This is a genomic window from Desulfobaccales bacterium (assembly GCA_041648175.1).
In the GTDB taxonomy this organism is placed as follows: Bacteria; Desulfobacterota; Desulfobaccia; order Desulfobaccales; family 0-14-0-80-60-11; genus 0-14-0-80-60-11.
Genome location: JBAZPO010000007.1, coordinates 97,638 through 110,225, shown reverse-complemented (window position 1 = coordinate 110,225; position 12,588 = coordinate 97,638). Strand labels below are relative to the sequence as shown.

At 55.8% G+C, this 12,588-nt stretch carries 10 protein-coding genes and 1 riboswitch; of the genes, 8 read left to right on the top strand and 2 right to left on the bottom strand.

Translation table 11 applies throughout. The annotated features are described in order from the left end of the window. Positions 1 to 77 precede the first annotated feature (77 nt). From WC600_08565 to WC600_08540, 6 genes are all read left to right on the top strand, one after another. A complete protein-coding gene (locus tag WC600_08565) occupies positions 78 to 1,811 on the top strand; it encodes an ArsB/NhaD family transporter (GenBank protein MFA4902784.1) in 1,734 nt (577 codons plus the stop codon). Between the two features lie 147 nt (positions 1,812 to 1,958). Beyond that, entirely contained in the window at positions 1,959 to 3,998 is a 2,040-nt protein-coding gene (locus tag WC600_08560; protein MFA4902783.1) for a DUF4118 domain-containing protein, read from the top strand. Beyond that, positions 3,973 to 4,662 carry a response regulator gene (locus WC600_08555; protein ID MFA4902782.1) on the top strand — a complete coding sequence of 230 codons (690 nt, stop codon included), beginning with the start codon at positions 3,973 to 3,975 and terminating at the stop codon, positions 4,660 to 4,662. Before WC600_08560 ends, WC600_08555 begins: the two co-directional genes overlap by 26 nt. 134 nt (positions 4,663 to 4,796) lie before the next feature. Then, positions 4,797 to 4,986, top strand: a riboswitch (cobalamin riboswitch). 114 nt (positions 4,987 to 5,100) lie between these two features. After that, positions 5,101 to 5,973 (top strand): sirohydrochlorin cobaltochelatase, encoded by an 873-nt coding sequence (locus tag WC600_08550; protein ID MFA4902781.1) that lies wholly within the window; start codon positions 5,101 to 5,103, stop codon positions 5,971 to 5,973. Between the two features lie 9 nt (positions 5,974 to 5,982). Continuing rightward, positions 5,983 to 6,249, top strand: coding sequence for a hypothetical protein (locus tag WC600_08545; protein ID MFA4902780.1), 267 nt, complete (start codon positions 5,983 to 5,985; stop codon positions 6,247 to 6,249). A gap of 421 nt (positions 6,250 to 6,670) precedes the next feature. After that, positions 6,671 to 7,114: a hypothetical protein gene (locus WC600_08540; protein ID MFA4902779.1), complete on the top strand. Its 444-nt coding sequence runs from the start codon at positions 6,671 to 6,673 to the stop codon at positions 7,112 to 7,114. 47 nt (positions 7,115 to 7,161) lie between these two features. Here WC600_08540 and WC600_08535 read toward each other — a convergent pair whose 3' ends face one another. Beyond that, entirely contained in the window at positions 7,162 to 8,058 is an 897-nt protein-coding gene (locus WC600_08535; protein MFA4902778.1) for a DUF2092 domain-containing protein, read from the bottom strand. A 532-nt stretch (positions 8,059 to 8,590) separates the two neighbouring features. Here WC600_08535 and scpB point away from each other — a divergent pair. Further along, the gene (gene scpB, locus WC600_08530) at positions 8,591 to 9,400 is read left to right on the top strand and encodes a methylmalonyl-CoA decarboxylase (protein MFA4902777.1); all 810 of its coding nucleotides are present in this window, start codon (positions 8,591 to 8,593) and stop codon (positions 9,398 to 9,400) included. A 41-nt stretch (positions 9,401 to 9,441) separates the two neighbouring features. Continuing rightward, complete coding sequence (locus tag WC600_08525) at positions 9,442 to 10,590, top strand: CoA transferase (protein MFA4902776.1); 1,149 nt, start codon at positions 9,442 to 9,444, stop codon at positions 10,588 to 10,590. 70 nt (positions 10,591 to 10,660) lie between these two features. Here the strand turns inward: WC600_08525 and asnB are convergent, their stop codons facing one another. Continuing rightward, positions 10,661 to 12,562, bottom strand: a complete 1,902-nt coding sequence (asnB, locus tag WC600_08520) for an asparagine synthase (glutamine-hydrolyzing) (protein MFA4902775.1) — start codon at positions 12,560 to 12,562, stop codon at positions 10,661 to 10,663. Between the last annotated feature and the right edge of the window lie 26 nt (positions 12,563 to 12,588).

Here is a 12,588-nt window from a genome sequence, read left to right as displayed (position 1 = left end):
GTGGAGTCTGTCAGCCCGGCAGGCCTTTGTCTTTTTGCAGCCAGCCCGAAAATTGCGGAGAATACGGAGGAATAAAAATGACTTGGCAGAAAAACCTGGCAGTCCCGGTTTTGATAGGATTCTTTCTGATGGCTTTTGCCTGGCCATGGGAGGTTCTCGCTTCCCAAGCGGAAGCAGGTGACCGGCTGACGATTTCCGGGGTCATCGAAGACGCCCAGGGTAAAGGGGTCAAAGAAGTGGAGATCGAAGTGCTGGTGAACGCCAAGCCCGTCAAGACCATCGAAGACGAGCCCCTGGAAACCGGCAGCAAAGGCGGCTTTATCGGACGTTACCGGCTGCCCCAAGGCACCCTGCCGTTCGCCCCGGTCCAGGTCCGGGCAGTGAAACCGAGCTGGCAGTTCCAGGAATCCGGCCCGGTCCAGGTTTTGGAAGCGGGCGCAGATAAGGCCGGCAACCGGCTCTTCCAGGCCCAGACCACTTTGTCCCTGAAACGTCAAATCACTCCGGCCTTCTGGATCGCCGCAGTCGTGCTGCTGTTAGTATATATCCTCATCGCAGCCGAACTGATGCACCGCACCCTGGCGGCCTTTTTGGGAGGGGCGTTTATTCTGTTCATCTCTTACACCGCCGGCACCTTTGACAAAAGTTACTTTATTCTCTCTTTCCATGACGCCATGCGGGCCATAGACCTGAACGTCATCTTTCTCCTCATGGGCATGATGATCATTGTGGGGGTCTTGAAAAAAACCGGCCTCTTCCAGTGGCTGGCCTACAAATCCTACGCCCTGGCCCGGGGCAACATCTTCATCCTGGCCTTAATCCTCCAGGTGGTCACCGCCGTTACCTCCGCCTTTTTGGACAACGTCACCACCATGCTGCTTTTGATCCCGGTAACCATCGAAATCGCGGTGACCTTGAAGATCAACCCGCTGACCCTGCTGATCCCCGAAGTCTTCGCCAGTAACGTCGGCGGCACCGCCACCTTGATCGGTGATCCTCCCAACATCCTCATCGGCTCATTTGCCAAGTTGACCTTCGCCCAGTTCGCCGCCAACCTCTCGCTGGTGTGCGCGGTTTGCCTGGTCATCAGCTCCTTATGGTACCTGTGGTGGTATAAGAAGGGCTACCTTAAAGCCGAAGTGAAGGATGTGGGCCGCACCATCGCCTACTTGAAGGAAGAGTACCGGATCACCGATAAAAAGCTGACGGTTATGGGGCTGGGAATTTTGGCCTTCGTCATCTTTCTGTTTGTAGTCCATGGGGTTTTGCACATGGAGCCTTCCGTGGCCGCCCTGATCGGCGCCATGGTGCTCTTAGTCATCTCCCGGGTTGATATTGTGGAGATACTGGAGCATGAAGTGGAGTGGCCCACCCTGGTCTTCTTCATGGCCCTGTTCATGGTCATCGCCGGCGCGGAAGAAACCGGCCTCATCCAGGTCATCGCCGAATGGGTGAAAGACCTCTCCCGGGGCAATCTGACGGTGGCGATAATTCTGGTGCTCTGGGTCTCAGCCATCGCCTCGGCCTTCATTGACAACATCCCCTTCACCGCCACCATGCTGCCCATCGTCGCATTCCTGAACGTGACCATTCCCGGGGCAGAGAGCGGAGTGCTCTGGTGGGCTCTGGCCTTGGGGGCCTGTCTGGGCGGTAACGGCACCATGATCGGGGCCAGCGCCAACGTGGTCACCGTGGGCCTGGCGGAAAAGGCCGGCTACCATATCTCGTTTATGTACTATCTGAAAGCCTGTTGGTGGCCCATGATGATCACCGTTACCATTTCCATGATTTACCTGTTGCTTGCTTATTGATTTCTTTCTCTGCGTTACTCTGCGCCTCTGCGGTGAAAAAAATTTACCGCAGAGACGCAAAGATCGCCAAGGCATAAGCACTACTTGACCGCAGGATGAGAACCGGATATCCTTCAATGAATTATTATTGAAGGATATTAAAAACATATGCAACCTGATCGGGCTATAGAGGTATCGTCGCTGCCAGAGGGGAAGCCGCGACCTGCCAGCCGGGAACGTTTGCTCGTCTGCCTCGACCCCAGCCCCTTCTCCATCCCTTTGATTCACGCCACGAAACGTCTAGCCGAAGCCCAAGGGGCCAAATGGTTTGCCCTGTATGTAGAGACCCCCTTCCACACTCGTCTTTCCCCGGAAGCACAGGAACAAGTGGGGCAGGCCTTGTATCTGGCTTCTAAGCTGGGCGGCCAGGCCATGAAGGTTTCCGGTTTCCGTATCGGTGATGAGATCCTGGCATTTGCCAGGGACAACCAGGTCAGTAAGATTTTTGTGGGGAAACCCTATGAGCGCCGCTGGCGCCGCTTTCTGGGGTTATCCTTAGTGGACCACCTGATCTGGCATTGCGGCCCCATCGATATCTTTGTAATCTCCGGCGAAGGCGAAGAAGCTGCTCCACCTGCTACTAAAAGTTCGAAGCCACTGCGTCTCTGGCGGGAATACTTGCTGGCCGCCGGCGGGGTGGGACTGTGCACCGGCCTGGGCTTCATTTTGTTTCCTTATCTCGCCCTCACCAACCTGGCGATGATCTTTCTGCTTACCGTAGTGATCATTTCCTCCTTCCTCGCCCGGGGTCCTGCAATCTTCTCCTCATTTTTCAGTGTGGCCGCTTTTGCCTTTTTCTTTGTGCCTGAGTACTTCTCATTTGCCGTGGCTAACACTGAGTATGCCATTACCCTGGTGGTCATGCTCCTGGTAAGCTTACTTGTGAGCGGCTTGACGGCCCGGGTGCGCCACCAGGCCAGGGTTTCCCGACAGCAGGAACGTCAGACCGCGGCTCTTTATGAAATGAGCCAGAACCTCGGGGCCATAAACAGCCTGAAAGAACTATTGGAGGTGGCGGCGGAGCAAATCGCCCGGTTATATGACTGCAGGGTGAGCCTCTTGATGCCGGGAAGCACGGACGAGCTCGAGATCCGGGCAGGACATCCCTACGCCGATGAGTACGGCAAAGAAGGGATGGTGGCCAAATGGGTCTTCCGGCATGGGCACCTGGCAGGGGCTGGCACGGATACGCTCCATGCCGTCAAAGGCATCTATCTGCCGCTCATCGCCTCACAAAACATCATCGGCGTCCTGAGGCTGGAAACAGATCAACCCGACCGGATAGTAGGAGCAGACTCCTTACGCCTTTTGGAGGCCCTGAGCAGCCAGGTGGGCCTGGCCATCGAAAGAGAAAATCTTTCCCGGCAAGCCCAGGCCGCCAACTTGCAAATCGAGGCCGAACAGATGCGTAACGCCTTGCTTAGTTCGGTTTCTCACGATCTGCGGACGCCTCTGACCGTGATTGCCGGTTCGGCCAGCAGCCTCGTGGAAGGGGAAAAGCACCTGGACTCTGAGACCAAGCAGGAACTGGCCCAAGGTATCTATGAAGAAGCCAGGCGACTTGACCGCCTGGTGCACAATCTCCTGGAAATGAGCCGTCTGCAGTCCGGTCAGGCCATGCTGACGAAGGAGTGGCATGTCCTGGAGGAAGTGATCGGCTGCGCCCTGGCCCAATTGGACCCGCAATTGCATGATCATCCATTAAGCATTAACCTGCCCATCGATCTGCCTTTGGTCCAAATTGATGCCTTGCTCATGGAACGTGTGATTATTAATCTCGTGGAAAATGCTCTGAAATATACGCCCCCGGGGACGCCCCTGGAAATCTCGGCTCTCATGCAGGAAAAAGAAATTTTGGTGGTCGTAGCGGATCGAGGCCCCGGCCTACCGGTGGGGCAGGAGGAACGCATCTTTGAAAAATTCTACCAGGTGTTTCCGGGCAGCGCCCGGGGAGCGGGACTGGGCCTGACGATATGCCGCAGTATTATCGAGGGCCATGGTGGCCGCATCTGGGCCGCAAACCGTACGGATGGCGGTGCGGCTTTCAGCTTCACCATCCCGCTGGCCGAAGGAACACTCCTTTTTGATAAGAATCTGCCGGAGATGCAGAAAGACCATCAAGATGAGTCCGACCATCCTGCTGATTGAAGACGATCCCCAAATCCGCCGGTTCCTGAGAGCGAGCCTGCTTACCCAGGGGTATGAGCTCATCGAAGCCGGGACCGGTAAGGAGGGCTTGGCTTTAGCCGCCTCTCGGGTGCCGGAGGTGGTCTTGCTGGATTTAGGACTGCCCGATATGGAGGGGCTTGAGGTAATCAAGCAGCTGCGCACCTGGTCGACCGTCCCTATCATCATTTTGTCGGCCCGGGGCCAGGAACGGGACAAGGTCGCCAACCTGGATGCCGGGGCGGATGATTACCTCACCAAGCCCTTCGGGGTCGGCGAATTGCTGGCCAGGATGCGCGTCGCCTTACGAAAATCGATGTCGACCGAAGAAGGCAAGCAGGAAGTTCGGTATTTCTTGGGCAATATCGAAGTTGATTTTGAGCGGCGCCAGGTCTTGCGAGGGCAAGAGGAGGTCCACTTGACCCCCATTGAATATAAACTTCTGGCGGCCCTGCTTAAGCATCGGGGCAAGGTAGTAACGCATAGGCAATTATTAAAGGAAGTGTGGGGACCGTCCTATGTTGAACAAAATCCCTATTTGCGCATATTCATTCTCAACCTCCGGCGCAAGCTGGAAGACGACCCCACCCGTCCCCAATATCTCTTGACAGAGCCGGGTGTAGGGTACCGTCTGAGGGATGATTAATACCTATACCCCTGCCTTTTGAAGCGCATCCTTAGGGGTCAAAAAAGCTCTGTTAGGTGTGAAATCCGATTTGCAAGTTTGCGACTCCTGCCAGGTATTTTTCTCCTTGACAGGAAACTCACAGTCCCATATATTGTAGCCTAAGTAATTCGGGTGCCCATATAGGGCATAATAGGGAAGCCGGTGGGAAACCGGCACGGTCCCGCCGCTGTAACCGGGGACGAAACCTGCAGAAAGCCACTGTCTCTTTCAAGGGAGATGGGAAGGCGCAGGCAGTAGGAAGAACCGGAAGTCAGAAGACCTGCCCGAATAAAGGCTTGAGCCTCTACGAGGTCTAGAGGGCGTGAGCCGCTATTAAGGATAAAGAAGCTGGGTGCAATCCTTAAGTCATTATGACTTAGGGATTTTTTTTTACAAAAACTAATCGAGGAGGACGACATGGCAAGGCAGAAGAGGTTCGGGTGGTTCTTTGTTCTGCTTATGGTAGCCATAATAAGTACCCCATGGAACCTGCATGCGGCATCGACTAAAGACCCCGCCATCGTTTTAGTGGCCTTTGGCACCAGCACCGCAGCCTTCGAAACGTATAATCATTTTGAGACGGAAGTGAAAAAGCGTTTTCCGGATCACGAAATTCGGTGGGCTTTCACTTCACAGAAAATCCGGCACAAACTGGCCCAAGAAAAGGGCCAGAAGCTCAATGACCTACCCACCACGTTAAGAAGTTTAAAAGCTGCGGGATACTCCAAGGCGGCGATCCAGTCTCTCCATATCGTCCCGGGAGAAGAGTGGGAAAAGAAAGTCGTGGAGGAATGCCGAAAAATCCCTGATCTAAAAGTTGCCTTGGGAAAACCTCTCCTTAGCAGCAAGCAAGATCAGGAGCAGGTCCTCCAAGCTTTGGCCCAGACTTTTCCAAAGGACTTAACGCATAACGCCGTGGTCCTGGTAGCCCACGGCAGCCCCTCTCCCGAAGGGACCGCGGCTTATCTGGCCTTTGAACGGCTGTTGCGTGCCAATTATCCCAATCAGAATGTTTTTCTGGGAACCGTGGAGGGGAAACCCACCAAGGAAGAGACCCTGGAGGCCGTCAAGAAGACATCTGCTGTCACCGTGGTCCTGAGGCCCTTCATGTTTGTGGCCGGTGAGCACGCGGCCAACGATATATTGGGAGATGAACCGGAGAGCTGGAAATCCGAGCTTCTGAAACAAAGAGCCTATCGCATTGAAGGGATTACCCAGGGGCTGGGGTATCAGGATGGGGTAGTGGCCATCTACTTGGCACATCTGTCCCAGGCTATGAAAAGCTTATAAGGAGGTTTTATGAAGAGCGGACTGATCGTCTATCTGGTGGGTGAAGGGGAATTGCCGGAAGGTTTGGACCTCGCCGGCCATTGCAAAGAAATGGGCTTTCCCGCGGATCGGGTGGAACTGGTAGGTTCTCGGCAAGGATTTTATGATGTCGGGGATGCCTGGCACTACCTCTATACCAAGGGTTATGGGAACATCAAACTTTTAGTGGCGCAACGGGATCAAAACCGCTTGCAGCCTTTGCATCCACAGCAGCCGCTGCTTCGCCTGAGCGGCTAAACCGGGATTAAGCTCGTTCGTTAGAAAAAGCTGGCAAGAAAAACCAGAAGCCACAAAGGCTTTTTTTCCGGTCCCCCGATTGGAACAGACCTCTGTGGCTCAATTTTTTAGCAAACCAAGCATACCCGGCGATGGACAATTGATCGCCAGCGGCGCACCCCTGCGGGCAGTGCTGGTCTGGGACAACAAAAATGTTCTCCATAAACGAGGTTGCAGAAGGCGACGTCTGGACGCCGCCTTCCCGCAATTACCATTGCTCCGATCAAATGGGATCGACCCTGGGCCTTTTGGGTGATTCACCCTTCTGATCTTATTGGTTGGGGCTCGGAACCACGCAGTAGTTTACATCAGAACCGCCGTAGCAGGATTGATAATAGTTCGTCCCGTCATAGTAATAGTTCTGGTTGTTTACATAGAGAGTTTGGGCATTGTATGGCAAGGAATTTATCATAGCGCCGACGGCCAGACCCGCCGCCGCGCCCACCGCGGCCCCAGCCACGGCCCCGCCCCAGCCGCCGCCACCGCCGTAATAGCCCCAACCGCCACCACCACCGGCGACGCCGACATTACGGGTATTAGACACATTCACGTTTTTGTTATAGGAGTTTCCTCCACCATCTCCGTGGTGCTGCCCCCAGTCATTGTCCCCGCCATGGTGACCATGGTCACCATGGTCACCGCCCCAGGAACCGCCGCCGTGGTCACCACCGCCATGGTCGTCCCGAAAGCTGCCGCCGCCGAAGCCGCCATCATGGCCCCCGCCGCCATGATAGCCACCAAAGCCCCCGCCGCCGCCATGAAAGCCGCCGCCACCCCCACCCCGGGCCTGGGCTTCCTGGGGAAGCAGGGGAGAGCTGAGAATTAGGGTTATGCCCAAGAGCATAGCAAAATATATTTTAGCTCGGTTAAGGTTCATGACTGATCTCCTTTTGACTTTTTCGTCTTTTTGGGCGCCGGGGCCTTTTTCTTTTGCTGCGCGACGATTTCCTTCAAAGCCATAAACTTTATCTGCTTGGCTCCCTCAGGCGGTGTAAAGACAAACAGGTTATCTGTGAGCTGCGGCGAGAAATTCCAATCCGCGAAATACGCGGTCCATTGGGGTTCAGCCGGCAACTTTTTCTGAGTGATGAGGAGCTTGCGGATCAAGGGTTTCTCGCCGGCATCGATCCAGATCTGCCATTGAATTTTGTCCCGGTCGAAGGCCAGATGATGGCATTTGACCCCACGCACCAAACCCTCGCCCACGTAAAGGGTGTGTTTAGTGCCTTTGGTCGCCAAGGTGTAGGCGTTCTCGCTGGTCAGGTCGGCCAGGGCTACCCGGAGCCCGTATTCCTTGGAGGCCTTGTCCATGGCCGCGTCGATGGTGGCCGGCGCCTCCATGGTAGCGTAGACGTTATGGGGCTTGTCATAGAGGGTGAGGGTCTTGCCGTCGAGGAAAAATTCCTTGTTTTCCATATCGCCGGCGGCGTTGATCCGCAGCTTGTCCGGACGCTGCACATAAGCCTGCAGGTCAAAAGCAAACTGCAACTTCTTGCCACCGGTGTAGACCCGATCGTCGGTGATCTCGGCCTTAAAGGAAAACTGTTTGGCAGATTTGAGAAGATCGCACGCTTCCTGGAGGATCTTTTCCGGCTGCACAGTCGCGGCTGCCGGTTTGGCCACCTGGGGCGCCGGGGCCTTGGTGTCTTGGGAACTCCCCGGGGAATTCAGGAGCAGGAGACCCAACAGGGCGGTCACCAGGAGAAGCGGCAGGCTGATGCCCGCAAATCTGCCCCTTATGGCAGGATGATTTTGGTGAAATTTTTTCATGGTCACCTCTTCGCCTTTCCTATTTTTTATAAGCCGCCTCTGAGCAGGGGACGGCAAGATCGACTTATAGCCACGATTACAGAGCTGGTTCATGCCCCTCTAAAAAGTAAGTCTGTTTCTTGAGATGAGGCCATTATGCCACTACTCGCGCTTCGGGTCGTCATACAGCGCCAATATCATCGCCTGTGGTGAGGCAGGCTGGGCCTCATGGTTTGGACCTCTGTTCCCATATTCCCGGTTTCATAAAAGAGATGCTATTTTAGCTCTTTTTCGGAATGTTCCCGGATAAACATTAATGGTTTTCTCTCAACCAAGGGAGCGGCCTCAATAGTGAGAGTTCTCGCTTCACGGCCCGCTGGTGGGAGCCGTTTTCAATTTTTAGGGCTGCCCCAGTCCTGGCCTGGCAGTCCCAGCCATTGCGCCAATTAAATTTAGACCTATCTCCAGCCGCATTAAAGGTACTCCGCAAACTTGCCGAATAAATATTTGGTCCTATTATGTCCTTATAAAGTATCTCCAAGGGGTTGGAAATATGAACCAGGCTAACGAAAAGCCCGAGTCTAATGAGCTGATCAATACGGAAATCAAGGAAAATATCGGCACAGTAGTCATCAATGATCCCCACAAGGCGAACTGCCTGAGCTCAGTCGTTTTGAGCGGTTTGCTGCGGGCCTTCGACGCCTTTGAACAACAAAATGTGCGGGTGGTGATCATCCGGGCCTATCCCGGCGCGAAAATTTGGTCCGCGGGCCATGATCTTCGGGAGATCCACCCTGACGGCTCTGATCCCCTGCCCTATGATGAACCTTTCGAGCAAGTGCTGCACCGTGTGATAGCCTTCCCGTCACCCGTGATCGGCATGATTGAGGGGAGCGTGTGGGGTGGCGCCTGCGACCTGGCCATGACCTGTGACATCCTGGTGGGCACCCCCACGGCCAGCTTTGCCATTACCCCGGCCAAGATCGGCATAGCCTACAACACCGCCGGATTGAATCATTTTATCGGGGTAATGCCCGCTCATATTGTTAAAGAAATGCTGTTTACCGGCAATCCCATCTCCGCCCAGGATGCCTATCGGTTGGGGTTACTGAATCGACTGGTGGAGGCGGATAAACTCGAAGCAACCGCCCTGGAAATTTCCCGGACTATTGCGGCGCGCGCCCCCTTAGTCGTGCGCTTACTGAAAAAGGAAATGCGCAAACTGACTGCGGGTAAGGGACTCACGTCGGATGAATTCGAAGAATTACAGAGCCTGCGGCGTCAAACCTACCGCAGCAAGGATTTTAAAGAGGGCGTGCAGGCCTTTTTCGAGAGGCGGCCGCCTGCCTTCACCGGAGAATGAGCCACCTCCGGACACGACCACATAGAGAAAAGGAACCGACGATGCAGGCAACCGGAAACAAACCGTTGGAAGGCATTACCATTGTCGACTTCACCCACGTGTTGAGCGGACCCTACTGTACGATGATGCTGGCTGATCAGGGGGCCCGGGTGATCAAGCTGGAACGAGTGGGGGCAGGGGATGATTCCCGGCAATTCGGTCCATTCTATGACGACGGCACCTCCGTCTATTTCTACTTTGTGAACCGGGGCAAAGAAAGCCTCGCAGTAAATCTGAAGAACCCGGCAGACCTTGCTTTGGTAAAGAGGATGATCGCTAAAGCCGATGTGGTCATCGAGAATTTCCGCCCGGGGACCATGGCCAAGTTGGGGCTGGCCCCGGAAGACCTGGTCAAGGAGTATCCCCGGCTGATTTTCTGTTCCATTTCCGGGTTTGGACAGACCGGTCCCATGAGCCGGGAACCGGCTTACGACACCGTGGTCCAGGCGCTTTCCGGCCTGATGAGCGTCACCGGGTTTCCCGACGGGTTGCCCACCCGGGTGGGCACCTCCATCGGCGATCTGACCGCCGGCTTGTTTGCCTATATGGCCATAGTCACGGCCCTGATGGCCCGGGAACGCACCGGCAAAGGCACCACCATCGACGTGGCCATGCTGGATGGATTATTTGCCTTGCTGGAACACGGCCTCATGGACGCCCTGGCCAAGCACATCGATCCGAGCCGCATCGGCAATCGCCACCCCTCGATTTCGCCCTTCGATGCCTACACCTGTAAAGACCGGATGCTGGTCATCTGTTGCGGCACGGATAGCCTGTTCGGCCACCTCTGCGATACGCTGGGCTTAAGCGGTGTGAAAGGCGACGGGCGGTTCGCCACCAATGAAAAGCGCAACGAGAATCAAGCCGCTTTAAAAGAAGCGTTGGAGCAGGTGCTTAGCCAGGATAGCGCCGAGGCCTGGCGGCAGAAGCTCGAAAGCGCGGGAATCCCTGTGGGTATCGTGCAAACGGTTGAAGAGGCCGAAGAGATGGAACAGATCCGGGTGCGCCAGATGATTTGTTCTCTGGGAGGCAGGAAAGTTCCGGGCACCCCCATGAAATTCGGAGCTTATGATTCCGCTCCGACTGCCATGGCTCCGCCGGCCCTGGATAAAGATGGGGCACAACTACGTGAGGAGTTTAAGGGCTCGTGATGGGGGTGACGCTGAAAGGGTTGGCCGATAATGACCATAAATGGAGGGACGTTTGGATTAGGGGTTAACCTCAGGCGATGGTGGCGCCATGATGATGCAACCATAATTGCAGCACCAAAAGGGTCCAGAGCTGGCGCCGGTGATCTGCGACCCCGGTGTTATGCTCCTTAAGAAGCTGCCGGACAAATTCGGGCTTGAACAGTCCCTGTTGTCTCAGGTGGCGCTCCCCCAGAAATTCCTCCACCAGGGGGCGAAGTATCTCCTTGAGCCATAGGGACGTGGGAATCAGAAAACCTCTTTTCTTCCGGTTAATGATGTCTTTGGGGAACAGATCTTTAAGTGCCCGTTTTAACAGATATTTGCGCTTACCGTATCTCACTTTCATCCAGTAGGGCAAGCGGGATACGAATTCCACCACATCGGTATCCAGGAAGGGCGCCCTGATCTCCAGGGCATGCATCATGGAACAGCGGTCCACCTTGACCAGGATGTAATCCAGGAGAAACTGGCGGGCGAACAGATAGAAGACCCGGCTGAACGGCTCGCGGGCAGGATAGCCGTCGTATAGGGCCTTGGTTTCGGCATACAGGTTATCCACCTGCAACAGTTCAGGCATGGGCGCCCGCCAGAGTGCCTGTTGCATGTCCGCAGTCAAGGCCCCCAGCCAGATCTGGGTCCGCAGCCAGGGGGCTACCCGGGTTCCCGCGATGAAGCGTTCCACCACGTGTCTGGGGCTGATGTAACCGGAAGAGATGGGCAGAAGGCTTCCCAGGGGCTCAAGGACATGTCGTCTGAGCCAGGCCGGAATTTTTAAGTAGTTCTCCGAAAGGAGAAAACCTGGGAAGTGCTCATACCCCCCAAAGAGCTCGTCGCCACCGTCGCCGCCCAGGGCCACGGTCACCCGGCGCCGGGTCACCTGGGACAAAAGATACGTGGGCAGCACGGACGGGTCGGCCAGGGGCTCGTCCAACCGAGTGATGATATCCGGCAGAAGCTTGGCGGCTTGGGTGGCGCTCAGGATTTCTTCGTAATGGTCGGTCCCCAAGGCTTGGGCCACCTGGCGGGCATAAGGAGACTCGTCATAACTCTTTTCATGGAAGCCGATGGTGAAGGTCTTGATCTCTTTAGCCGGCACCAGTTCAGCCATGAGCCCCACCACAGCCGAGGAATCGATACCGCCGCTCAGCAAGACTCCCAGGGGAACGTCGCTGATGAGGCGACGCGCCACCGCACGGCTCATGAGGCTCCGCAGTTGGCGGCTGCAATCTTCTTCCGATAGGCGCGTCCGGGTCTCGGGCAAGGGGATGTCCCAGTAACGCCTGGTGGCCACTTGTCCGGAGGCAAAAGTCAGGTAATATCCCGGGCGCAGCTTAAAGACCTGTTGGTAGATGCTTGCAGGCGTGGGCACATATTCATAGGCCAGGAAACGGGCGATGCTTTCCCGCTCCACGTTGAGCGTCAGCAGGGGCAGGCGGGAAAAAGCCGTCAACTCCGAGGCAAAGGCAAAAACGCCGTTTTGGTGTGTATAGTAAAAGGGCTTCTTGCCCATGCGGTCCCGGGCCGCAAAGAGGGCCTGTTTCTCTTTGTCCCAGATGGCAAAGGCGAACATCCCTTCTAAAGAGTTAAGGCACTCCGGCCCATCCTCCAGGTAGGCATTGAGCAAGACTTCGGTGTCGGAGTTCGTTCGGAAGCGATAGCCCCGGCGTTCCAGGCGGGTCCGAATCTCCTGGAAATTATAGATCTCACCGTTGAACACGATGACGGCGCGCTCGTCCCAATCCAGCATGGGCTGCTGGCCGCCTTGCAGGTCGATAATGCTCAGGCGCCGATGTCCCAGGGCCACCTGCCCTTCCACCCAAATGCCATGGCTATCCGGGCCGCGGTGGGCCAGGGTCGCGGCCATGGAGTCAATCCATTGCCGTTGTTGCTCCGGCGCAGCCGGGGCGTTAATGAATCCCGCAATACCGCACATATATCTTTTCCGAAGGCCTTAAGGCT

Excerpts from the sequence above, each read along its gene's own strand:
- asnB (MFA4902775.1), bottom strand. The coding sequence starts at position 12,562 with ATGTGCGGTATTGCGGGATTCATTAACGCCCCGGCTGCGCCGGAGCAA.
- WC600_08555 (MFA4902782.1), top strand. The coding sequence starts at position 3,973 with ATGAGTCCGACCATCCTGCTGATTGAAGACGATCCCCAAATCCGCCGG.
- WC600_08535 (MFA4902778.1), bottom strand. The coding sequence starts at position 8,058 with ATGAAAAAATTTCACCAAAATCATCCTGCCATAAGGGGCAGATTTGCG.
- WC600_08560 (MFA4902783.1), top strand. The coding sequence starts at position 1,959 with ATGCAACCTGATCGGGCTATAGAGGTATCGTCGCTGCCAGAGGGGAAG.
- WC600_08550 (MFA4902781.1), top strand. The coding sequence starts at position 5,101 with ATGGCAAGGCAGAAGAGGTTCGGGTGGTTCTTTGTTCTGCTTATGGTA.
- scpB (MFA4902777.1), top strand. The coding sequence starts at position 8,591 with ATGAACCAGGCTAACGAAAAGCCCGAGTCTAATGAGCTGATCAATACG.
- WC600_08565 (MFA4902784.1), top strand. The coding sequence starts at position 78 with ATGACTTGGCAGAAAAACCTGGCAGTCCCGGTTTTGATAGGATTCTTT.
- WC600_08525 (MFA4902776.1), top strand. The coding sequence starts at position 9,442 with ATGCAGGCAACCGGAAACAAACCGTTGGAAGGCATTACCATTGTCGAC.
- WC600_08545 (MFA4902780.1), top strand. The coding sequence starts at position 5,983 with ATGAAGAGCGGACTGATCGTCTATCTGGTGGGTGAAGGGGAATTGCCG.